The following is a 22,541-nucleotide window of genomic DNA, read 5'->3' on the forward strand; positions in this document are numbered from 1 at the left end:
GATTTGAATAAGGGCTTTTTCGAGTGCTTCTGCCTTTCACATAGACCGAAAATTAATCATCCAAGAGACACAAACTGCGCAGGGATAGTTCCCTCATTCATTATGAAAAACTGAAATGAGGTTGCTTACAGGACCATCCATGGCCAACACCAAATTGTTAAAAGGGATGTTCGTGTGGACGTGACTCGATTGGTTTCAGGGCATGCCACACAGGAATGTTAGAGACCGAATATCATGTTTCGAGCAATACCATTATTTCCCACGCCTCTGATCGAGACAATACCAATCTTAAACGGAGCGTCTTGTCTGCTTCTTTAAGGACTTTAACGATCTCAGATAAGTGGCTGCCTGATAATCAGTTAGAGAACTCCATCCTGAAGCAACAACTCAAGTGGAATTTCATACTTAAGTAGCTGAACGAAGCGACCCTTCTCGCATTAGACAGTGAATTTCCCCTGTTCTTTCTTACGAAAAATCAGGATCTAACCCACTGGTATTCTTACGTAAAAGAACAACAGAATGTGAGAACAGGTTTCTGATGGAAAGCAATAATACAAACCGAAATGGGGACCGTGAAATCAGACCAGCAAGGCGAGCGGGACAGTCTTATTGAGCAAGCATGGTCTGAATGAGTTTGATAATTCGATCTTCAACGCCAGGCTGAAATGGTCCGTGCCAGCCGAAATATTTCATCGCTCCCCCGCCCTCATAGCCCCCCTCTTTCAGTACTCGTTCGGAGGGGACATAAGCGAAGACCTCGTTACAATAACCGGCTACCCAGAGATGTTTCACAGAGAGTTCTTCGTGCAGACGAATGGCATAGTCGATCACCGTTTCCCCTCCCAGACCGATCAGAGTCAGATCCTCGCCGAACTCAAAGATCTGCGCTGAGAAAGGATACGACGTGGGAATGCTGCCCTGCTCTTTTAGTTGTCCCAGCAGGTAATCTGTCAACCGCTGCGTATAGACATCCCCCTTCCCTGTTTGTGATTCCAGTTCTGCTTTTGAGGGAGGAGCTACAAAGGGGAGATCGGTGCGTTGGAACCGGACAGTCAGCGGTCCACGAACGGGATCAAGTTTCTGTTCTACCGCTCGGCTGACCGCCCGGGCCAGTGCCGTCCCATGCTGTTCGGCCAGTTCCATCGTGCCCCGGGGATGCGGATTGGCATCGCCTCCACAACCAAGCATGAACATAGCCAGTGTTCCCGGATACTGTTTCTCAATCGCAATTTGTGCGAAGCCGGCGTAATCGCCACAAAATTCAAACAGGGCAATCGTGGTATTATGACAGGCGTAACCAAACAGGATTGTCCGCAGCCGACCTTCGCTGTCCGTCACCTTCAAAACAGGCACACTGTGATCGACGGGGCCATCCGGATTGATTCTTCCACGACGGTTAATCGCAAAGGTGGCCTTCTCTTCTCCAAAGCTGAGATCGGCTGGCTCAAGTGATTGACTGGCTTCAACAATGACTTTCACCAGTTTTCCCTGCAGTGTCTCCGCGTAGTCATCGACGTCCTGCTGTTGCTCAGGAGTAAAATCGTAAGCGAGTGCAGCACACCCCTTGACGACCGGGCTGCAATGCGTGTGCGAAGAATTGAGCATAATTTGAGCACGACTGATTCCGGTCTGGTTGGTGACTCGTTTGCAGACCGCATCGGAAATTTCGCGGGTCAGGCCAATCAAGTCGGTCGTCACGATCACCGCCCGTTGTCCCTGTGGATCTTCAAACACCAGTGCTTTGGCCCAGAGTGGATGCTGCGTGCTTTGTGCAGGTTTCTTGCGGGAGGCATAACCGGCCAGCCAGATATTTTTTGCAGGAGTGATATCAACCCGCGACTGACCGACCTTCCAGTCTGCGGCAATCAGGAAGGAATAATTTCCCCCAAACAGTCCTATCAGAATCACCAAAAGCGTCTTCTGCATTGTCGTCAACATCTTTGATTCCCTTAGAAAATAACCTGTATCATGTGCATTGGCGCATCGACCAGGTGAAGCATCACATAAACACGATTTTATCTTACAACCTGTCGACCTGAAAACGAAGTCTCAGGGGCAGGGACGCTGTTGACAATCCCCTTACACGGGCTACGATGTTGCCAGTAATTCAACCGTTGAAACTGACTTCGACCGGGAGTAAAAGACATGGACGACTTCATAGCGGCTCTACCCAAGGCGGAACTGCATCTGCACATTGAAGGAACGCTGGAACCGGAACTGGCGTTTCAACTGGCCGACAAGAACCAGGTTTCGCTCCCGTTTGCATCCGTCGATGAAATGCGGGCCGCCTACGACTTTCAGGACCTGCAATCCTTTCTGGATCTGTATTACGCCTCGATCAGCGTCGTCTGTACCGAGGAAGACTTCCATGACTTGACACTGGCCTACCTGAAAAAAGCGGCTTCTCAAAACGTCCGCCATACCGAAATCTTCTTTGATCCCCAGTCGCACACGGCGCGTGACATTCCCATGGAAACCGTCTTGAACGGCATTACCTCCGCCCTGAAACAGGGTGAAAAGGAGCTGGGCGTCTCTTCCCGACTGATCCTCTGCTTTCTGCGACACCTGTCGGCTGAGTCTGCCTGGGAAACACTCCAGCAGGCGCTTTCCTTCCGCGAGCAGTTCATCGGCGTGGGACTCGATTCCTCCGAAGTAGGACACCCGCCCTCAAAATTTGTCAAGGTCTTCGAAGAAGCACGTCGAAACGGGTTGCACATCGTCTGCCATGCGGGAGAAGAAGGTCCTCCAGAATACATCACCGAAGCCCTGGACCTGCTGCATGCGGAACGCATTGATCATGGAGTCCGCTGCATGGAGGACCCCACTCTGGTCGAGCGGCTGGCAGCAGAACAGATTCCGCTCACCGTCTGTCCGCTTTCGAATGTGCGGCTCTGCGTCTATCCGGACATGTCTCAACACCCGCTCAAGCGGATGCTGGAGGCGGGACTGCGAGTGACTGTCAACTCTGACGATCCCCCCTACTTCGGCGGATATGTCAACGAGAACTTCACCGCAGTGCAGCAGGCACTCGACTTATCTCGACAGGAACTGATTCAGCTGGCGCGAAATTCATTTACCTCTGCATTTCTCTCAGACGCGGAACAACAGAAGCTGCTCTCAGAGTTGCCTGAGGAAATCGATTGAAGCCGGCTCAGTTGAGTGTATCCAGCACCTGATTGAGGTACTGTTTCGTCTTCGGATCCAGCTTTTCATAGCCCTTGTCGGAGCGAGGCTGGTCCATCGCGTGCCGCATTGCGTTGTGCATCAGATAGCGTCCCGAATCGAGTTTCATGTGAATCGCATCCCGGTAGATGTCGGCAATCTGATCAAAGGTGGCCTTGCCGGATTTGATGTCGGCATCGACCTGCTCCAGTAGATCAATGGCATGGGTCTGTTTGAATTTCCGCTCCGGGTATTTTTTCTGGAGTGCAGCCAGCAGGGCTTTAATATACGCGGGGCTGTGCTGCAGTTTTCCCGAGATGTCCTGACTCTGATATTCATCCTCCCGGGTCGCACTGCGGGCCCAGCCGGTATGAATGATGAAGGTCGCCTTGGGCTGCATCTCAATCCATTGGGAAATCGTAGCCACATCTTCAGCGAGTGTGGAACCGTAGTGCGGTTGTACGGAGATCAGATCGTACTGTTTGTCCTTGAGGGCGGTCGGCCACAGAGTCGAAGTTTTGACACAAGGCTGCTCCGGGTGCTCATGGATATAAGGCAGGCTCTTGCCACAATCCACGTGCCACTGCACATCGCCGGCGAGTAATGCAGGAGCGGTATCCCAGGTCAGAGAGTTACCGATCAGGTAATAGCGTTTCGCTTTCTCTTCCGCCTGCAGAGAGAGGCTGGAACATAGAATTCCCACAGTTGTGAGACCAAGAACAAACAGGTTGAACAGCCTGGACATGGGAAGCATCCTTCTGAGATCGGACTGAAAGGTTAAGCGGCCATCCCTGAGAAAACATACCCCCGGCAGGGTTCGAACCTGCGACCTATGCTTTAGGAAAGCATTGCTCTATCCAACTGAGCTACGGGGGCCGATTGAACCTAATATAGTTATGGCTCCGGGCTTTCGTCAAACGATTGCTTCTCGCGTTTTGAGAGTGACACCAAAAAGATGAAGCAGGCTCGGTTTTCGGCTTAGTTCATCGGTTCCGCTTTAACATAAAGTTCCGGGGGTGCTTTCTCGTAATATTGGAACATGGCGGGACAGATCCAGCCTTCCATATCAGAATCGGCAAAACGGTAATAGTTTCCGCCCCGGTCCCCCCGCAGCCAGACCAGCTTTTTCTGGTAGTCGGGGAAGGGGTTTGAGGAGAAGATCAGGCGAAATCCCTGATCGGCATCGGGGATGTCTTTCACGATCACATCGATCATTTCAGGTACTCCCGCCACAAAGGGTTCCTGAACGAGGCCGGCGGAACTGTCGTCAAAGACCCAGGTTCCCTGATGCTTATAAGGCGCAATGACCATGATCGCATTCTGTCGAGGCAGTGAATTCCCGAACGGCAACAGCCGGAGTTGCCAGGCAATGCCGAGAGCGACCAGGATCAACCCAAGTACCAAAAAACTCAGGCGGCCCCAGTGAGTCTTTGGCGTGCTGGTCTCGGCGGGAGTCGATTCATCGGTCATGTGGTGTTGCTCCTATGGGATCTATCAGTTGTCCGTTTCTATCAGTTTAACTGATTGTCCGCCAAAAGCGAAAACTTTGTCTTCCGTCATTGAGATTGACGACATTAATAGAAGACCTGGATTCTATCGATGGACGAGACAACGTGGCAAAACGCAGACAAAACGAACAGAATCAGAATGTAAATCAATGGGTTGCCACCTTTTGCGGGCTCATTCTGGGAATCCTGCTTGAAGCAATTCTCGGCAGTTATTCCTGGATGGAGACCGGGCCGATGCTCCGATTTCAGAGCGGGGTTCGCTTGCCAATCGTCGGTCCACTGCTGGGTGGCGCTCTAGCCTACCTGTTTGCACTTCATTTTGGACAGGTCAAATTGAAAGGTGCCCTGAGGCACAGTATCGTCGGGGCGATTGTCGGCCTGTTGATCGGCTATGTCCTGGGAGCCCTGGTACTGGCGCCCCTGATGGCACAACAGGATCCCTACTACAACTTTCTCCGCAGCAAAGTCACCGCTGGTTACACTCGATATTTCATCTTCAACGGGATGCCGCTCTGTGGAATCATTGGCTGCCTGATTGGCTTCATTTACAGCGTGAAACTGAAACGGCGATAAGATTATCCAACTGATTCTGTCCTCTGATCACCAGTTATACTCAATCCCAATGCCTGTATTACCTCCCCAGGAGATTGGAAACATCCGCCAGTTGCGATCCGCCTGCTGTGTGGCGTCGACGGCATTCGTAGCGACCCAGGCCATGTACCAGCCCAGGAACGCCTGCGAGGGATAATGGCGATTATCATTCAGGCGAGATAATGGGGCCAGCGTGGAACCGGCATAATACAGCACTTTGAGCAATGGTCGATCAGTGACTTTGGCTGCTGCCAGGAAGGGAATGGCTCCCATGAAACTGTGGCCGCTGACACCGTTGTTGTCCTGAAAAGGCTTCCACTTCGCATTCGCTGACGTCTCTCCCGGGCGTGAAGCGCCGGTGATAGATTGCATCGCCAGCATGGGAGGCGTACCAACAATTATTGCGCGAATCGAGCGTTCTCCCCATTCGCCAGTCGCATTGATCAGCGGCACTTTTTCAAACAAAAGTCCGGCTCCCCAGGCGGCAGCAAACAGCGGTAAGGTATAGCGACCATTGCCCAGTTCTTTTTGCGCATGAAAAGTTTCCAGCCATTCATCAGACGACGCACCCAGTACACTGGACTGCAGATGATTCTGAATACCACCGTCCAGCGATGTATTGGCTATAATTGCGCCCACCCCAAATCCACCTGCCAGCCAGACCAGAGACTCTTTCGAGTAATAGTGCTGATGATCCTCCTTGATGCGACTCCAGAGTGAAGGTGGTGAAGTACCAAATTCTTCTTCAATTGAAGGATTAACACATTCAAAATCCCCCTCGATCCCTGCCAGCGGATCTTCCTGAAGGAATCCCTGGATTTGAATTCGTGTGGATTGTTGCGGGTTCTCCTCATTTTCGGTAAGTGAGGCTTTGAGGATATCCTCAGGTCGATATAGGAGCCGTTTAAATCCAGAAGATGATTCAGCACTGTCACCTGTCGGACCACTTAAATGAGCGAGTCCCTCTTCTGCAGTTTGCATTGGGGAGGCGGGAGAATCCATTTCAATGATCCGGCGAAAGCCTGGAGGTTCCTCCAGTTCCATCGCTGTTTCCGAATCGACACAAACTACCGTTTCAACGTGTGTTCTTTCCTTCAGCGTGATACATCCGGTGGCCAGGCACATCAGCAGCAGATAACACAGGACCGGGAGCAGTCCGCTTCTGTACCTTGTGCGCAGAATCAGCGTCATGATTGATTTCATAAATCTAAATCAGTCTAACTGGTAGATGGTCTAACGAGATGAAGGAGGATGTGAGCAAATGAGAGAGAGGTTGTGTACGCAGCCAGTCAGCCACATGTCGTGCGAGAGGTGAACGCTATCCTTATGGTGAGAGTGAAACAGAGTTGTCGCGCTCCTGGCAACTCCGTCCCTCATCTCACTCTCAACCATAAACGAATAAAATACTTTTCTAAAAAATGACTTAACCAGACTTATAAAATCAAGGCTATAGCATGAACAATTAAATTCGATCGTCTTTATGAGATCCGGTGACTTTCAAATCAGGAAACCAGCGATCGGAGTAGTAGAGTTCATAAGCAGACTGGAAGAGCGCAATTGCATTGTGGACCATTTCCTGATCCGGAATTTTCCGTTGATCCAGCTGATGGTTGGCACGATTCAGTTCGAATTCTTCTGCTGATTGTCCATAGCCAAGTACAACCATCCGATTTTCTGAATCCAGTAGTGCGACATCATGATTGTGCTGCATGATGGCACGACCGTGTGCGGGTTCTCTCTGAAGTACATCATAGCCAAAGAAGACAGAACGATAGTCACTCCCCAATCGCCCCATAATGGTCGGAGCAATATCCAGCGTACATCCCAGTGTACTGCAGCGTTCTCCCTGCCCCTTCCCATCTGGCTGGATCATCAATACCGGCACCCGATAGGAACTCATCGGAAACAGTTGGCTGCCGGTAACGCGGGCTCCATGATCTCCCATCACCACGAAAATCGTATTTTTATAAAATTCGTGGCTCTGCGCTTCCCTGAAAAAGTATCCCAATGCCCAGTCTGCGTATTTTACAGCATTATTCCGAGTCTGTTCTGTCTCGGGAATGCGTCCCTCAGGATAGGTGTAGGGCCTGTGATTGGACACAGTCAACAGCGTTGCAAAGAACGGCCGACCGTTCTCCTGCAGTTTGTCGAGTTCCCCCAGAGCCTTGCGAAACAGATCTTCATCGCTGACCCCCCAGGCGTTGACAAACACAGGATCCTGAAAATCAGACTGTTCACGGAAGTGATTGAAACCGTTGGCCTTCATGAATGACCGCACACCATCAAATAGTCCCCGCCCCCCGGTCATGAAGAGCCGCTCGTAACCTCGCTCAGCCAGGACATTCGCGATGGTAAAGACCCGTTCGGAATGATCGCGTTTCAGAATGGATTCGGTAGGGATGGGAGGCATGGAGGTCATCACAGCCTCCAATGCCCGTGCCGTCCGATTACCGGTGGCATAAAAGTTATCGAACAACAGCCCCTGTTTACTCAGCTCATCAAAGTGGGGAGTTAATCCCCGGTTATCTCCCAGTACGCCGATGAAGTCGGACCCGAGACTCTCTTCCAGAATGATAACCACATTGTAGTCTCTTTGTGGTTTACCCGTGGCCACCATGCGATCCACGGGATTACTTGACTCCGATTTCAAATGGTCGCCGGCCCCCACGATCTGTTCCCGTAAACGCTGATTCACTTCCTGATCTTCGAGAGTCAGGTAGTTTTTGTTGAAGTCGAAATGGCAGGTCCAGGCGTAATACACAAAACTATACAGCCCGTTCCACGAGCATTCATTTGCCACGCGATCACGACTGACCTGACGACTCTCTGCACTGGTGGATGTCCAGAGTAGAGCAATCGCTGTCAACACGGTGGCAAAAAAACCAAGGCGACGACGGAATGGCAGTGGAGTAGAAATCTGTTTCTGAAAATGATTTCTCAGAAGAAACCAGCAGCAACCACTAAACAATCCAACAACGGTCAACAGTTCTATGATCGGATACGACTCCCAGATGTTACAACAGACTTCACGGGGATAGACAATGTATTCAAACGCGATGTAATTCAATCGCGATTGAAACTCTTCGAAGAAAACAAACTCCGCGATGCAGATAAAAGGCAGAAACAGAAAGGCGATGATCCAGGTCAGATCGAAGAGACTCTGGTTAATTCGGCCCGAGACACGCCGATTCGGCACGAATGTAAAATGCGTCAGCTGGGGAATGATAAAGCAAAGTGACACCAGCACATCGAATTGCAGTCCCACCAAAAATACAGACAGCCCCTGAAGCAGGGTCAACTTTTGCAGATCTGCATAAGCCACCATCATCGCAACCCGCAGCGTCAGCAGAAAACTGAGCATGATTGCAAAAATGATGGCCAGAACGGTATACCGTCCGGACCACTCCGCGAACCGCGCATACAACCGTTCGGGGAGGGCTGCAAATCTTCTCACTGGTCCGCAGTCAGCCGCCTTCGTCTCCACATTGGTTTCTGTCAAATTGAGAAACGGCTCGGTTGTATAGATTCCTTTTGACATAGGTCGAAAATCCTTTTCTTCCCGGGCTGATGAGGTCGCCCCATACCCTGTTTCAGTTTCAGATCTCAAATCCGAAACCTTTAGTAATTCAGTTTAAAAAAATACCAGGGATTGAAATTCACTATACCCACGAGAATCCAGCCGCTTGCAGACGCAACCAGCCACACTCCTATAGTTATAGTAGTCTGGTGTAAATTTTTTTGGCGGGTACGTGTATCACTACCGCGTTACATCGGATGACACATTGTGGCGGGTGCTGTTGTGTTGCAACAGTTCATGCAGTTCCATCCGCCCGTTGTAAGTCTCGAAGTCATGCACTGAGACGCCGAAGTCATGCAGGGCATCAGCTGACCAGGTCGGCCAGGGAGACCAGTTGGCCCGTGGTGAAGCCAACACATCTACGGGGAGCCAGATGAATGCAGTCAGTAAAGTCGCGAGAACGAGACTGACAGAAGCCAGACCTCCGGACAGAGAAATTCGATGGTCTGTTTTGTGATTTTGTGCGATCTGTGTCAGACGACGGGCGCGGCTGGCAATCATACTCTGACCGCGGCCAAACGCCAGAGGCGTATGTGTTTCATCTGGCTGAGTCGCACCATATTCAATAATGGTCAGGAGCGTACGCAGGTATTGCGCAATTTCCTGGGGAGTCTGAATCGCAGCCTCATCACAGGCAAATTCCCGGCACAGTGCCGATTGCTGTGAAGCCCACCAGACCATGGGATGGAACCAGAAGATGACTTCCACCAGTCTCTGCAGGAAGAGTTGCAGGGGATGTCCGGTCTGCAGATGCTCCAGTTCGTGCCTGATAATGAAGTTGAATTTCTGAGGTTCGAAATCCAATAAATACTCAGGAATTATGATATAGGGATAATGCAACTGAGAACAGAAGGGAGAGCTCAGGCGAGTCGTAGTCAGAAACCGGACCTGCTGTTTCCCGGAAAGCTTAAACTTCTGGGAAAGCTCGTCCAGAGCTTCTGTAGAAATATACTCACTGATTTCCACCGGCTGGCACGATTTAAGAAAACGGTTGACCTGCCAGGCGCGAAAGAGAAATACCATCAGCGAGAGTACAGTTCCCCCCAGCCAGATCCAGAACAAAAATCGTCCCATCTGCATCTCGATACTGAGTAAGGTCGATGCATGATTCGTACTGAGCTGATTCCAGGGGTTTAAAAATCGGGGATGTGGCAACAGCACTGAAACCAGAATTAACGATAACAGGATACCATAACAGACAGTCCACAACCGGCTTTGTACCCGTTCACTCTCAACGAGTCTGCCGAGCCAGTGGGTGGCAATGATGACAATCGACACCTGCACGGTCAGAGAAACAACCAGTTCCAGAAATTGGGTGGAACTCATGCGTCTGCCTCCAGTGACTGGATGGCGAGTTTCAGTTCTTCAATATCAGACTGCGACATCGAATCGCCCTCTACCAGACTGAGTACCAGAGATTTTACCGAACCACCAAACAGCCGATCGGTCAGATCAGCTGCCATGCTGCGACTGATCATCTCACGCGATACAGTAGGTTCATACTCGTAGGCACGTCCCTTTTTCTGCTTTCTGACGACACCCCGCGTTTCATCGAGAATCTTGAGCGTTGTCATTACCGTCGTGTAAGCCAGTGGACGTTCAAGCGAATCCACCACTTCCTGGACGGTAGCGCGGCCTTTGCGCCAGACAACATCCATGACTTCCAGTTCACATTTTGTCAGATGAGTTTTTGTCATCGCAACCATTCCTTTTCATCGACAGCAGACATTGGTCAGTATCGACATTCCACTCATGGCCGACGGGCCACATAACGTATTTAATATAATCCTACTGGCCTGAGCGGCGTGCCAGTTGTTGATATGTTTTTGTATCGATGGATTCTGAAATAAATCGAACGTGACCGTCGCCGAACAGAAAACTGGTACCGCCCGGATGGCGACTGGAAAATTCACATTCGTCACACAATTTACAATTGGGAGAAGTCATGTTACTTCCCGTCACTCGACAGGCTGCATCTTCCCCTGCCAGATCCACTCCCAGCCAGGTGGAAGGGACCATGGCCATGGTGCGTTCTCCCACAACTGCAGTATTACTTAAGCCCCGCTGCAAATCGCGAAAACGTATTGTCTGAGCATACACTAATGCGCCATCCCCGGGTGGAGGGGGCATCCCGTCGTCTGCTTCAACTGTACCGTAGACTCCTACATAACTGGCGGTAGGCAGCTCCATAATTGCTGCACCTGCACCACCGGCAGGCTGCTCTTCATACAGGATAAAGGTTGGATCAAAAATATCAGATGGACAGAGAAAACCGGCAAGGGAAGTCTGCCGGGCACTAAGATTGAAAGGATGAGCCAGTATCTGGTTACGATCAACGATTTCATACACGGCCCGCTGCTCCAGGTAAGGCAGCAGTGGAACTGACCAGCTATACAGCGATTTCTGCGTAGACTCGAACTGCCAGCCCGCAGGAAAACAACCGGCGGTATCGTGATAGCAGTGAATGGCAATTCCGATCTGTTTGAGCTGATTTTTACACTGCAGCTGACGGGCAGCTTCGCGTGCGGAACCAACGGCAGGCAGAATCAGACTGACGAGAGTGCCTATAATACCGCAGGTCACCAGCAATTCCAGAACGGTAAATCCAGAGCGAGAACGCGAGTTTGATCTCTGTCGCCGTACTTTCCCTCCACCACAGCTGTGCTGTGAGTCAGGTAAGCCGACACAAAGTCCCGCAGGGCTCTGATGCATGTCTGAAATTCCTTTTTTCCGAGAGAATCCATTCAGGAAACGTTTTGTACTAACACTTTAGTATTATGTCAAGAGGAAGCATCCCCCTGAAAAACCAGGCGGTGACTGTGTCTTTCAGTTCACTTTGTTGAAGTCGATTCGCAGGTTCGCTGGAAACGAAAAACTATTCACACTTCACTCACTATTCTTTAACACTCGCCCGATAGGATACTCACCAGCATCAGGAAAGGGACTCCGAGCCCTGTTCCTTACGGTCAGTCAAGACCCATACCGGCACACCCCGCCTTGAGAAACTGAAACGCTGCTCTACATTCCATACGACTTTCTCACTTTAAGGAGACTGGAAAATGAGGACGTTACGTCCAATTTCTTCCCTCGCTACCGGTACGCGTCAACTACGAACGGAATCCCGCCGGGGTTTCACCCTGATCGAACTGCTCGTCGTCATCGCCATCATCGCCATTCTGATTGCCCTGCTGTTACCAGCCGTGCAACAGGCCCGCGAAGCAGCTCGCCGTACACAATGCAAGAATAACCTGAAGCAGATTGGCCTCGCATTCCATAACTTCCATGATGTTTACGATCGCCTGCCTACAGGCGCTCGTGACGGTGCCGGTGCTTCCTATGCCTGCTGTAATGCAACAGAACGTGCCGGCTGGAGCTGGCTGTATCACATCCTGCCTTACATGGAACAGTCCACAATTTATGACCTCGGTACTGATGCTGACCCGGTTGGTACCTATCCCCTGGTGGGACGTAAGGGTGTCAAAGCTTACTACTGTCCCAGTCGCCGTAAGGTGACCTCTTACGGTAGTGGTTATTACCGCAGCGACTATGCCGGCAACGGTGGTCAACGTGAAGGTGGTATCACCTCAACACTCAGCCTCGGTAAGCGGGGTGTGGTCGTCAGAACGGACTCTAAAGAAGTCCGCATCAACGACATTAAAGACGGTGCCTCGAATACGATCATGGTCGCAGAAAAAGCACTCAACCCAGATCGCCACGGTCTGGATGGGGGAGACAACGAGCCCTGGGTCAACGCCGGCTGGGATGAATGTGTCATCCGCCACGGTGCTGGCCGAACCAGTTCCGGAGTAGAATACGGCCTGACTCCCCTGCCCGACGTGAAAGCGCCGACTGATACGGTTGCCGTTACCGACAAGGGTGGCGTCTCCTGGACTAACTGGCACCCCTTCTTCGGTTCTGCCCATGATGGTGGTATGAATGCCTGTCTGGCCGATGGCTCGGTTCGCCTGATCAGCTACAACATCGACGGCGACATCATGCGACGTATCAGCCTGACCGATGACCGGGAACCCCTGGAAAACTTCTAATGCAGCTTTCTCAATCGCCTGCGTAAAAGCCTGCATCATCGTGAGCGCAGGGCATCTGATGGAATCCCCCCCGGAACCTGACGATGCCCTGTTTATATTTGCTCAAGTATTCTCGCTCGAATATTTTTTGAAATTTTCACTGTAACACACTCGAGGAACCTGTTGTGAAATTTGCGTCTTGTCTCATACTGTTTGCTGCCGCCAGCCTGCTTTCCGCTTGTGGATCTGAAGCTCCCATGGACTCCGGAGAAATCACCCCTGATGTGAAATCCGAAATGGAAAAAGAAAAGCAGGAAGTCTTTGATTCGGAATCAGCGCACCGCGCGGCTCAGGAAAAGAAGTAATTACGTTTCTGCTGTTCCCTGTGAGATACATTGATCGCAGTGATCAATGAACTCTCTCAGGGTCCAGTTTTCTTCCCAGGCCCGAAGAACTCCCTCTGAGGTAAGACTGGCCTCGAATTCCTTCTGGATCTCGACCCCCACAATCAACGGTGTCAGATCATCGAATGGCCCCCAGAACAGCAAGGGAAAAGGATCCTCTGGATGGAGTGGGGGCGAATCAACCAGAAATTTTTCCAACGCTACCGCATCAGAAATGATTTCAGCAATTTTCTGATGACATGTTGTACAAAACCAACGAGATCTGTTGGACCAGCCAGCCAGCGAGGGGCGTGCTTCAAGCTGCTCTGTAATCTCGAAAGCGATCGGTTCCAAGACCTCAGAATAATGCTTTTGCCAGCGTAAATATCTGAGTAAGAAGACCGGAAACCAGCCCAGAATGGGAATGCGTTTGAACCTGGCTTCCCAGCTCCCCGGAACAGGAGGCGGCAGCGCAGGAGGTGGCCAGACCGAGGGATAAACCAGAGGTTCATATTCGACGGCGGTCACCCCGTCTGTTCCTCATCTGAGTAAATCACCTGCGCGGCCAGTTGGCTGTTTAACGTTTCGGCAATTAACGCCCCCGAGATCAGCACCCCACCGGTGAGTAAAACCAACCCGTTGGTGAAGATCCCCAATGCGAGCAGAATGAATCCTCCCAGTAAAATCAGTTTATTGAGCAGGCTGTTGTGTCTGACAACTTTGTTCATCGTCATTTCCTTTTTCAGATTCGAATCGCGGCTGCATAGCGATCCATAAGCAGCGTACTGTCCAGTGCTTGCAATCGGGGTTCCACCAGGTCGTAAAGTGTTTCTGCCTCCCGAGCATCCCCCTGCTCAGCCAGTGCAATCGCGAGATAGGCGCGGTTGTAGTCGACAATCAACTGCAGCATCGGCTCACTGTGCGCGATGGGCAACAGGTTCTCCTGGCATTCGTGAAACAGCTTTACTGCATCGCCGCTACGCCCCTGATGCAGTGCCAGGATTCCTTTGAAATAGGGAAGCAGATATTTCAACAGTTCACTCAGCTGCTCTTGCTCTGCTTCTGCCATCAGTTGTTCTGCCAGTGGTATATTTTCTTCATATTTGAGTAAGGCATAGGCATAATCCAGTTGAGCTGTTGGATTTTCGGGAGCTGCTTCATACGCCAGTCGGTGACACTCAATCACCTGTTCGCGATCTTTGACGACCTCATACAGTTCAGACAGTCTGCCCAGATACATCCAGCGGGGGACATCGGGATCCTTTTCAAACGGCTTGACCAGTTTCATTCCCTCATCAAACTCTCCCTGAGCCGCCAGCGCGACAGCATGGCGGCAAGCCAGTTCGTAATCGGGAACTTTGCCGACCAGGGTCGGACAGAGATCAATGACTTCATCCCAGTGTCCCCAGGCAAAGGCCTGCATCAGTCGTTTGTATTTTCGAGCCGGTGATAAATACGTGAACCAGAGACTGATCGCCAGCGGCCATAACATCACCACGACGACACCGATATCTATTGGGTCCAGATCGTCAGGATTGTCAAACCAGCCTAATTTGTAATACCAGCGGTAAGCAAAGACCCCGATGACCAGCAGATAAAACCAGGCAGATTGCCAATAAGCACGCCTCAGGGTAAACAGCAGCTGCTGAAAATCGCTCAAATATTGCATCTTCACCAGATCTTCTGCTGTCAGATGCTCTTCCACATCCTTGTTATCAGGGAACAGATTTGTCGCGGCTGCAAACGCATCATCGCTATGGAGTGTGATATCAACAAACCCCTGCTCTTCCAGTTCGTTGCAGGCTTCGCGGGCACTTTCCGCCTTCACTCGATGGGTGTCTCGCTTTCCGCGTGTGTCCGTAGCGGTGATCAGATAGACGGGCATAGGCTGTTCCTGAATAGCTGCAGTGTCTTACTTTCTGTTCGACTCTGATGTACAGAAAGCATTCGGTCGATCGATTACAAAAAATCTATCAACCAGTCTACCACGTCACATTCTTCCACTACACAATCGGGTTTCGATTTCATTCTGGAAAATCAAAATAATCGCCAATCCCAGTCTTGGACTTGATTTCAGCAACTCCCGTGTCCGTGATTGCAACAACGTAAAAAAACATCGCGGACCGAAATCCGCGATGATTGATTGAGTTCCACTATGAACGGCTATTCGTAATGCTTTGTAACAGGTTTATTCAGGCACAACCGGCGAAACGAAGTCAGACGGCTTGAAGGTCAGCACGGAGCAATTGACTTTTTCCAGCATCCGCTCAGCGGTATTCCCGATAAAGAAACCACTCAAACCGGAACGTGCGAGTGTACCCATCGCGAGCAGATTGACTTTATGTTCGGCGAGGAAGGCGGGGATCGCCACATCGGGAGATCCTTCCAGCACATGTACCTGCACGCCGTAAGTCAGGGTACGGAAGTCAGTCTGAGCCAGTTGCTCGTTGAGTTCGTTTTCGATTTCAGATTTGATATCTTCGGTACACTTCTTGAGCGTCTCCTGGTTGACCCCCAGTCCTTTGAGACGTTCGTCGAGCCGTGTATCAATGGCGTGGACCAGATGAATTTTCATATCTGCCACCTGGGCTGACGAAACGATGAAGTTCAGAATATCGCTGCTGACTTCGCTCATGTCACTGGCGACGACGATTTCCGGAACCTCGGGCTCTTCATCAACTTTCACAGCATAGACCGGGCAGGGACACTGACGGAAGAGGTTCATCACGGTGCCGCCAAACAGGCGTCCGGTGAAACCATGCGGTCGTGTGCCGACCAGAACCATGTCGTGTTTATCGCGAATCACTTCCAGAATAATTTCCCGCCAGGGTGCTCCGAAAGCGACTTTCGAAGAACTCTCCACCCCCTTTGCTTTGGCTTGTTCAATCAGCTCACTCATCACGCGGTGGGCTTCGTCTTCGACATTATTTGTCAGGTGATCTCGGTCTTCTTCCAGCAGATGCTTGGTATGGGCCGAAAGATCCATGGCTGCAAAGAATTCGAGCCGGGCATTGAACAATGCTGCTACCCAGATGGCACGTTCGACAGCTTCCGCGGTCTGTTCGTTAAGCTCTTCTGCCACCAGGCGATCCGCGTGGGTCAGATCGACGCCGACCAGAATGGAATTGATGTTTTGCATGGATATTCTCTCGTTGTATTGTTGAGCGTAAACCGGACTCTCCATCAATATTATGACAGAAGTCGGATCTGGTTCCTAGTTGAAATCCGTTGTTAGAACGTGAGTTATACCGACTCCGCCACACGAATGCCAATCTACTGACTCACCTCAGAGCTATTGTTTTGGCTTTTGCATCAGCAGAATAAATTCATGAACTTTATTCACGCGAAAGACCGAGGGAAAACCGAGTGGTCGGAGATTATTGTATTCTGCCTGGCGGTTCCAGATGATCAGATCATCATAAATCATGCCGATCTCCTGCAGACGGGCGGCGAGATCACTGTGCAGAGGAAAAAAGCGGCTTTTCTTGCGGAGATCCATCACAATCACACAACAGTAGCCGCCTGGTCTGAGCGCCGTCTGCACATCCTGAAAGACACGAGATAATTCCTGCAGGAAGTCTTCGTAATCTTCCACAACCCCCAGATCATGTTCATGATTTCCATAATGCCTGACCTCTTTATGGTCGGCGGAGCGGCGCTGGTTGAGCACGTCCCAATACGGGGGCGACGTGATACAGAGATCCACACTGCCCGGAGTGACGTAATCAGACAGATTCAAAGCGGAACCGTGATGAATACGCGAGCGACTGGTAACGGTTTCCCCATCACCTGACTCCTCTGTGAGCTCCCCCAGTTCGGCCAGTCTCCGGGCGGCAATCTCGGCGTACTCGGCAGAGAGCTCCACTCCCACACCCGTTTTTCCCATTTTCTCCGCGGTGATCACCGTACTACCCGAACCGGCAAAGGGATCGAGAATGACATCCCCATCCAGAGGGAGAAAGGTCTCAATCAGTCGTTCTACCAGCATTTCCGGGAAGATCGCAGGATGCTTGAGCCGGCCTTCCTCAGTCGATTTCCGAATGTCACTCCAGACGCTGATCGAGTTTTGAATCCAGCGTTTACCATCCAGGGAATTATAAGGAGGCGGTAGCGTTCTGGTTCGTTTCTTTTTGGCTGGTTTCGGATCAGAAGTCGACACGCGCGCTAAGCCTCCTGCTGAATAACGGCTCACTCGGTCATCTTTACTGCCTACAGGGTACCCGGTTTAGAGACTTTGTAAATAGGCATTCAAGTCTGCCAGGTCCTGTGGAGTGAGATCCTTCAAAAGTCCGGTTGGCATCAGTGATGTGCTTTTCTTGTTTTCAAAATCAATTTCATCCGCTTCAATGCGGGTGGTCTGATTGTTCGAATCCCGCAGGGTCAGCCCATCCACCGAACGGTAGACCACCAGCCCGGTATAGACTTTGCCATCCACCGTACCAACGATTGTGGTTTGATACCGGGGAGAAACATCCCGATTGGGAGAAACGATCGCGGTGAAAAGATCCTCACGAGAGAAACGACGGGCGACTCCCGTCAAAGCTGGTCCCAGAGCACTGCGGTTTCCGTGACACTGAATACAGGCCCGCTTCCGGAACAACGCTTCACCCCGCTCCTTACTGCCGGTCTCCCAGTCGACGGTGGCCAGCACCGCATTTAATTTCTCTGCCTCTTCTCCCCCCTGCTGCAACACCATCTGATACACCTGAGGATACGTTTTAGCAATCCACTCCTCCCAGGCCTGAACCAGGGCGCGGGCTTTATCCGTGTCGGCGAGATCCGAAACCTGACCAAACTGTTGCCCGGTCCAACGCTGCAGTAACGGAATGATCCGCGCCTGCAGATTTTTTTCCCGCTTGTCATGCCCCAGTCGTCGCAGTGTAGCAAACAGTTTCACCGTTTCTTCAGGCTGTTGTGGAGGGGACAGTTTTTCGAGCGCCTTCACACAGGCTTCGAGCACCTCTATCTGGGATGATTCGAGCCCTGCGATAAATTTGTCCCGATCCTGCTCTTCAGGTTGCGCCGCGAGAACTGCCAGCACGGCTGGCTGCAGCGCAAAATCATCGTAGAGATCACGAATCATTTCCCGATGTGCAGGTTTTGTTGATTCGCCAAACACAAAAATCACATCACTGTTCCACTGAAAATCAGGGGAGGCTTCGATCTTACGTTCAAAAGCTTCAATCGCCTTGCCCAGAAACTGAGGAGGCAGTTGACTGAGAAACAGCACATGCCCCGGCAGACCAAAGTCAGGCTGTTCCACAATCTGGCGTGGGAGGTCGGCGTCGATCTTTACCAGTTGACTGTAGAGTTCTCTGAAGCGGTCATCCCAGTTGGTATCCTGGGGCAGTTTGAACCGGATCAGTTTCTCATCGATGTGCACGAGGGCACTGGCGATTTTCTTCGACTGTTCCCGACTGCGGTCACTGGGAATGCGGGCCGCAACAATCAGATAATGAATGTCGGTCACCGGATCGGTATCGTCTGTAATTTTCGCCAGAATGCGATCCAGCAGCTTCGGATTATACGGTGCGAGCATTGCCAGCACCCGGGCCAGTTCATGATCGAGGATTTCGTGACTGCTGGGAAAGGCCTGCATCAGACGGATGCGAATCGGGTCGAGGTGCCGTTCGTGATCACTCAGATCGACGCCGTTGGCATAGCCGTCAAAGACCGCTGCCATTTTTGTAGGTGGGCCCAGATCTCCCAGCCCCAGCTGGATCAGTCTCAAGGCATCCAGACGCAGGTCGGTCTGGTAATCTCCTTCAAAGACCGTGATCCCGGTGCGGACCGCCAGGGGAACGACACCGCCCCCCTGCTTAATGACCGTCGCATAACCGAGCGTCATCAACGCGGCACCTTCATCAGGACCAATCCGTTCGGAGAGTGTTTGAAAGTCCTCAGCGTTCAATGTTGCAGCGGCCCGGGCTGCGGTCTGACGTACATATCGGGCCGTAGCTCCCAATGTCTGCTGCAGACCATCCAGGCACTGGCTCTGATCGATCTGATCCCCCAGTTGCATCAGCGTCTCTAGCGCAAAGCGGGCTACAAGGGCAGAATCATCTTTGAGCAACGCATTCAGCCACTCGGCTTTGCGTGTTGGTTGATCGTGATAGGCAAGAGACCACGCCAGGCGGGCACGTACCCGCTCCGATTGATCCAGAATCAGGCGTTCGACGATTCGGTCCGGAAAACCACCCAGCTGTTCGGTTACGATTTCAATCGCCCGTATACGCTGATCCTCAGGACGACCGCTGTCGAGAGCTGCACGATAAAAGTCTTCCGGCTGCAATTGTTTGAGAAGTGGAAGCCAGGCTTCCCGCGACCAGCTGCTCAAAGGCTGTGGTGCCGAGAGACAGGCGTCGAGTTCTGCAGGAGTTGCTGTGGAATCTGCGACTGGTGCCTCTTCAACATCCGCAAGGTTCGGTTTTTGAGCAACCACCGGACCCACATAGTCGATGCGAAACACGCTGCCACGAGTACCGCGTCCGCCGACACTGACATAGAGTGCCCCCTCAGCGCCGATGGCCAGGTCAGTAGGAGCAAAACCGAATTGCCCGACTCCAGTGATGAATTCGGTCGGCTCAGTGGCATAGCTGCCGTCATAGTTTTCCAGTGGAATCGCATGCACACGGCCGAAAGTCCAGTCGGCTACAAACAGGGCTCCCTGATACTCTGCCGGAAAACTTCGATGTCGATAGCAGGAGACACCGGTTGGTGAACCACGATGAAAAGCGGCAACGGCAGGTGGCATATCTAAAAATGTATCAGGGCGCTTCCAGCTGCGGCTCCGCCAGCCTGCATTTGAACCGGGGAGTACATGAAAGACACGCGTAGGCCGGTACCACGGTAGCGAAATATCCCGCTCACCATCGCTGTCATAAGTAAAGACATCACCATTGGCCGAGAAAGTGAAATCGTAGGCATTACGAAAACCGTCGGCTCGAACTTCCCCTTTCGTGAGATCGGGAGTCAGCCGCATCAGGGTGCCGGCGTAAGGTTTCTTGACAGGTGAGTTGTCGAGTGTGATATATTTTTCATTGATGCCTGTTGTATTTCCGAGCAACAGATACCACCAGCCATCGGGGCCTTTCTGAATCGAATGGGTATTGTGTTCTCCACCGGTCCGGGTTCTTAAAAAGACATCCGGCTTGCCGTCTGCTCGATCATCGCCAACCTGATCGCGATAGCGGATCAGTCCAGCGTCTCCCGTGCAAAGTAAATCGCGGCCCAGAAAATACATGCCCTGGGCACCACTGGCAGGACCGTCAGCGAATTGTTTGAAGGAATCAGCGACGCCATCCTGGTCTTCGTCAATCAGGATGCGTACGTAACCGGGTCCGGAAACGACAACGCGGCCCAGAGAATCGACGGTCATGGAATAAATGTCATGCGCCAGGTCATCATCGGCATATAACGTTGCGCGGAATCCTTCCGGAACCTTGAGTCCTGCGAAACTATCGGCTGGTTTTGTCTGCGCAACAAGAGTTTCTGCGCCAACAAACAGACAGAGGAACCAGATAGCAAATCGATTTCCAGTTCGTCTGACGGCGCGTCGTATAGTAAATAACCGCATTGTGCCTCATGGGGTTGGTGGTTTGAATTCTCAAAAGATCCCGATCACTGAACCTCAGAGGAACGAATGTCAGGTCAGGTAGCCTCGATTGACTGCAAAAGTATCATAGTGCCTGTCAATGGTCTAAGGCAATCCCCGCTTGTGAGAGCCCTGAAATGGTTCATTTCGAAGAGACTGCGGTGGTTTTCCAGAATTCCGGGAGCTCGTCCAGTGTTTCTGCAACGATCTGCAGGATCACTTGCCGCTCAGCTATGGGGAAGTTCTGGGGTTCGACGTCCCAATCCGCTTTCAGCGTAGAGTCATTCGCGTTCAGGAATTCATAAATATCCTTGAGAATCCGCAATCTGGCTCCTGCTGGCATCTTCTGGAATCCATCAGTGTAGATCAGGTAACTCAATCGATACTGAAACAACCGGGTTTTTAAATCGAAGTCTTTTAACGAGCGGCCCTGCGAGTCCCGCTTCCCCTGACAGGCAAACCAGTCCTGATAGCCACTGGTGCCCTTCACCGGTGCCGTGAGCGGAGCTTCATCCAGAAACAGCAGGTACCGCACCAGCCGCTGCAGGGCATCCGATTCCAGCCCCAGCTGATACTCCATGCCGACTCGCGTGATCAGATTATGCGCGTGGACCTGATGATCGAGAACCAGGTGTGCCACCAGATCGGAATCTGGACTGAGATATTTTGTTGTATCGAAGAACTGATCGACGCGTGTCAGGTTGGCACGTAACGCCGGATTCGTTCGGAACTCTTCAATCGTCTCTCTGCCGAATACATTCCCCAGGTGCAGCATGTCTCCGTGAGTACCGGTCACGTACCAGCCACCCCAGCGTTTTTCGAGTGGTTTGTCATGAGAGATCTGCGAATAACCGGATATCGGGCGACCATGATCATCGGTGAGAAAGGAACGGACGAGCAGTCCCGGTACCCGCAGACTCGAATCTCCTGCATGACAGGCCAGACAGCGGTCCGAGCGGACGAAGCGGGGTTTCGCGGAAGCCTTGAGGTCCAGTTCATAGAAGATCGTTCCCCTCAGCGGGTCTATGGACGCCAGTTCCATCGAGCGAGCCCCTGGCACCCAGCCCAGATAGACATCATCATTGAAATAAACCACTCGTGGGTTATCAGGATTAATAATCCGTGGATTCAGGGCCGTCCTCGAATAGACCATTAACTGTGAAGATTCGGGCAGCTGTAACTGCTTGAGGACTTCCCTTAAATATCCCCACTCTGTATCGAATTTCAGCTCTCTTTTTTGCTGAATCAGCTGTTCGTTTAAGAGCGAGACGGGGTCTGTTAAAGTGCCGGTACCATACGCTACGGGCTGTAATCCGTAGGGAACAGGATCCCTAAAGTCAATCTGTCTCACAGGTTTGGTAGCCACCAGTGGTTCTTCGCCAGACAAATTGCCTACCAGCAGAAGCAACAGAATTCCAACTCTCAACAGGGGTGATATCATTGATTCAGCACGCCAATTGATCAATTTACATTGATGGGTTAAGATATTGAGAGATAACAGGTTGCCAGCTTAGCACGCAGTACTCTTCCCAGTTTAACAAAGGGGATGAGAAAGTTTGCGGGTCCGGCAACGGATTGTCAATGTTGACTCAAAAATCTAAAATCCGTAAGAAACGGCAAGGTTTTGTATCTTACTTCACAGAAGAAAACAGGCCTGTCACCGATATCATTCTACGTATTGTATAATTTAACGAGTGGGCT

The 22,541-nt window shown here is 51.6% G+C and carries 19 protein-coding genes and 1 tRNA gene; 4 read left to right on the forward strand and 16 right to left on the reverse strand.

The window, feature by feature from the left end; all coding sequences use genetic code 11:
- Positions 1–606: 606 nt before the first annotated feature.
- Positions 607–1,938: a neutral/alkaline non-lysosomal ceramidase N-terminal domain-containing protein gene (locus HG66A1_RS22200; RefSeq protein WP_145189172.1), complete on the reverse strand. Its 1,332-nt coding sequence runs from the start codon at positions 1,936–1,938 to the stop codon at positions 607–609.
- 207 nt (positions 1,939–2,145) lie between these two features.
- Between HG66A1_RS22200 and HG66A1_RS22205 the strand changes: the two genes are divergently transcribed.
- A complete protein-coding gene (locus HG66A1_RS22205; protein ID WP_145189176.1) occupies positions 2,146–3,144 on the forward strand; it encodes an adenosine deaminase in 999 nt (332 codons plus the stop codon).
- 7 nt (positions 3,145–3,151) lie between these two features.
- Here HG66A1_RS22205 and HG66A1_RS22210 read toward each other — a convergent pair whose 3' ends face one another.
- The 3 genes from HG66A1_RS22210 to HG66A1_RS22220 form a co-directional block, all read right to left on the reverse strand.
- On the reverse strand, positions 3,152–3,907 hold the full coding sequence (locus tag HG66A1_RS22210) for a hypothetical protein (RefSeq protein WP_145189179.1): 756 nt from the start codon (positions 3,905–3,907) through the stop codon (positions 3,152–3,154).
- A 57-nt stretch (positions 3,908–3,964) separates the two neighbouring features.
- Positions 3,965–4,038, reverse strand: a tRNA-Arg gene (locus tag HG66A1_RS22215).
- A 102-nt stretch (positions 4,039–4,140) separates the two neighbouring features.
- The gene (locus HG66A1_RS22220) at positions 4,141–4,632 is read right to left on the reverse strand and encodes a DUF6717 family protein (RefSeq protein ID WP_197996746.1); all 492 of its coding nucleotides are present in this window, start codon (positions 4,630–4,632) and stop codon (positions 4,141–4,143) included.
- A gap of 143 nt (positions 4,633–4,775) precedes the next feature.
- Here HG66A1_RS22220 and HG66A1_RS22225 point away from each other — a divergent pair, with 143 nt between their 5' ends.
- Positions 4,776–5,243 (forward strand): hypothetical protein, encoded by a 468-nt coding sequence (locus tag HG66A1_RS22225; RefSeq protein ID WP_145189182.1) that lies wholly within the window; start codon positions 4,776–4,778, stop codon positions 5,241–5,243.
- 27 nt (positions 5,244–5,270) lie between these two features.
- On the opposite strand, the gene HG66A1_RS22230 is transcribed toward HG66A1_RS22225, so the two are convergent.
- The 5 genes from HG66A1_RS22230 to HG66A1_RS22250 all read right to left on the reverse strand — a co-directional run bounded on the left by HG66A1_RS22230 (position 5,271) and on the right by HG66A1_RS22250 (position 11,550).
- On the reverse strand, positions 5,271–6,452 hold the full coding sequence (locus HG66A1_RS22230; RefSeq protein ID WP_197993607.1) for a phosphatase PAP2 family protein: 1,182 nt from the start codon (positions 6,450–6,452) through the stop codon (positions 5,271–5,273).
- Between the two features lie 271 nt (positions 6,453–6,723).
- Entirely contained in the window at positions 6,724–8,799 is a 2,076-nt protein-coding gene (locus HG66A1_RS22235; protein WP_145189188.1) for an LTA synthase family protein, read from the reverse strand.
- A 219-nt stretch (positions 8,800–9,018) separates the two neighbouring features.
- Complete coding sequence (locus tag HG66A1_RS22240) at positions 9,019–10,164, reverse strand: M56 family metallopeptidase (protein ID WP_145189191.1); 1,146 nt, start codon at positions 10,162–10,164, stop codon at positions 9,019–9,021.
- Positions 10,161–10,535 carry a BlaI/MecI/CopY family transcriptional regulator gene (locus tag HG66A1_RS22245; protein ID WP_145189194.1) on the reverse strand — a complete coding sequence of 125 codons (375 nt, stop codon included), beginning with the start codon at positions 10,533–10,535 and terminating at the stop codon, positions 10,161–10,163. Before HG66A1_RS22245 ends, HG66A1_RS22240 begins: the two co-directional genes overlap by 4 nt.
- A gap of 91 nt (positions 10,536–10,626) precedes the next feature.
- On the reverse strand, positions 10,627–11,550 hold the full coding sequence (locus HG66A1_RS22250; RefSeq protein ID WP_145189197.1) for a DUF1559 domain-containing protein: 924 nt from the start codon (positions 11,548–11,550) through the stop codon (positions 10,627–10,629).
- Between the two features lie 347 nt (positions 11,551–11,897).
- On the opposite strand from HG66A1_RS22250, the gene HG66A1_RS22255 reads away from it, so the two are divergent.
- Positions 11,898–12,884 carry a DUF1559 domain-containing protein gene (locus HG66A1_RS22255; protein WP_145189200.1) on the forward strand — a complete coding sequence of 329 codons (987 nt, stop codon included), beginning with the start codon at positions 11,898–11,900 and terminating at the stop codon, positions 12,882–12,884.
- Between the two features lie 164 nt (positions 12,885–13,048).
- On the forward strand, positions 13,049–13,228 hold the full coding sequence (locus HG66A1_RS22260; protein WP_145189203.1) for a hypothetical protein: 180 nt from the start codon (positions 13,049–13,051) through the stop codon (positions 13,226–13,228).
- On the opposite strand, the gene HG66A1_RS22265 is transcribed toward HG66A1_RS22260, so the two are convergent.
- The 7 genes from HG66A1_RS22265 to HG66A1_RS22295 all read right to left on the reverse strand — a co-directional run bounded on the left by HG66A1_RS22265 (position 13,229) and on the right by HG66A1_RS22295 (position 22,206).
- Positions 13,229–13,774 (reverse strand): hypothetical protein, encoded by a 546-nt coding sequence (locus HG66A1_RS22265; protein WP_145189206.1) that lies wholly within the window; start codon positions 13,772–13,774, stop codon positions 13,229–13,231. It abuts the gene before it with no gap.
- Positions 13,771–13,974, reverse strand: a complete 204-nt coding sequence (locus tag HG66A1_RS22270) for a hypothetical protein (RefSeq protein ID WP_145189209.1) — start codon at positions 13,972–13,974, stop codon at positions 13,771–13,773. The genes HG66A1_RS22265 and HG66A1_RS22270 overlap by 4 nt, the downstream gene beginning before the upstream one ends.
- A gap of 14 nt (positions 13,975–13,988) precedes the next feature.
- On the reverse strand, positions 13,989–15,131 hold the full coding sequence (locus HG66A1_RS22275; protein WP_145189212.1) for a hypothetical protein: 1,143 nt from the start codon (positions 15,129–15,131) through the stop codon (positions 13,989–13,991).
- A gap of 303 nt (positions 15,132–15,434) precedes the next feature.
- Positions 15,435–16,385 carry a universal stress protein gene (locus HG66A1_RS22280; protein ID WP_197993608.1) on the reverse strand — a complete coding sequence of 317 codons (951 nt, stop codon included), beginning with the start codon at positions 16,383–16,385 and terminating at the stop codon, positions 15,435–15,437.
- A gap of 153 nt (positions 16,386–16,538) precedes the next feature.
- Entirely contained in the window at positions 16,539–17,405 is an 867-nt protein-coding gene (locus HG66A1_RS22285; protein ID WP_232106643.1) for a site-specific DNA-methyltransferase, read from the reverse strand.
- Between the two features lie 66 nt (positions 17,406–17,471).
- Positions 17,472–20,822, reverse strand: a complete 3,351-nt coding sequence (locus HG66A1_RS22290) for a HEAT repeat domain-containing protein (RefSeq protein ID WP_145189222.1) — start codon at positions 20,820–20,822, stop codon at positions 17,472–17,474.
- A 160-nt stretch (positions 20,823–20,982) separates the two neighbouring features.
- The gene (locus tag HG66A1_RS22295; RefSeq protein ID WP_145189224.1) at positions 20,983–22,206 is read right to left on the reverse strand and encodes a hypothetical protein; all 1,224 of its coding nucleotides are present in this window, start codon (positions 22,204–22,206) and stop codon (positions 20,983–20,985) included.
- Positions 22,207–22,541: the final 335 nt, after the last annotated feature.

Source organism: Gimesia chilikensis (assembly GCF_007744075.1).
In the GTDB taxonomy this organism is placed as follows: domain Bacteria; phylum Planctomycetota; class Planctomycetia; order Planctomycetales; family Planctomycetaceae; genus Gimesia; species Gimesia chilikensis_A.

Excerpts from the sequence above, each read along its gene's own strand:
- HG66A1_RS22200 (WP_145189172.1), bottom strand. The coding sequence starts at position 1,938 with ATGTTGACGACAATGCAGAAGACGCTTTTGGTGATTCTGATAGGACTG.
- HG66A1_RS22205 (WP_145189176.1), top strand. The coding sequence starts at position 2,146 with ATGGACGACTTCATAGCGGCTCTACCCAAGGCGGAACTGCATCTGCAC.
- HG66A1_RS22210 (WP_145189179.1), bottom strand. The coding sequence starts at position 3,907 with ATGTCCAGGCTGTTCAACCTGTTTGTTCTTGGTCTCACAACTGTGGGA.
- HG66A1_RS22220 (WP_197996746.1), bottom strand. The coding sequence starts at position 4,632 with ATGACCGATGAATCGACTCCCGCCGAGACCAGCACGCCAAAGACTCAC.
- HG66A1_RS22230 (WP_197993607.1), bottom strand. The coding sequence starts at position 6,452 with ATGACGCTGATTCTGCGCACAAGGTACAGAAGCGGACTGCTCCCGGTC.
- HG66A1_RS22235 (WP_145189188.1), bottom strand. The coding sequence starts at position 8,799 with ATGTCAAAAGGAATCTATACAACCGAGCCGTTTCTCAATTTGACAGAA.
- HG66A1_RS22240 (WP_145189191.1), bottom strand. The coding sequence starts at position 10,164 with ATGAGTTCCACCCAATTTCTGGAACTGGTTGTTTCTCTGACCGTGCAG.
- HG66A1_RS22245 (WP_145189194.1), bottom strand. The coding sequence starts at position 10,535 with ATGACAAAAACTCATCTGACAAAATGTGAACTGGAAGTCATGGATGTT.
- HG66A1_RS22250 (WP_145189197.1), bottom strand. The coding sequence starts at position 11,550 with ATGCATCAGAGCCCTGCGGGACTTTGTGTCGGCTTACCTGACTCACAG.
- HG66A1_RS22255 (WP_145189200.1), top strand. The coding sequence starts at position 11,898 with ATGAGGACGTTACGTCCAATTTCTTCCCTCGCTACCGGTACGCGTCAA.
- HG66A1_RS22270 (WP_145189209.1), bottom strand. The coding sequence starts at position 13,974 with ATGAACAAAGTTGTCAGACACAACAGCCTGCTCAATAAACTGATTTTA.
- HG66A1_RS22275 (WP_145189212.1), bottom strand. The coding sequence starts at position 15,131 with ATGCCCGTCTATCTGATCACCGCTACGGACACACGCGGAAAGCGAGAC.
- HG66A1_RS22280 (WP_197993608.1), bottom strand. The coding sequence starts at position 16,385 with ATGCAAAACATCAATTCCATTCTGGTCGGCGTCGATCTGACCCACGCG.
- HG66A1_RS22290 (WP_145189222.1), bottom strand. The coding sequence starts at position 20,822 with ATGCGGTTATTTACTATACGACGCGCCGTCAGACGAACTGGAAATCGA.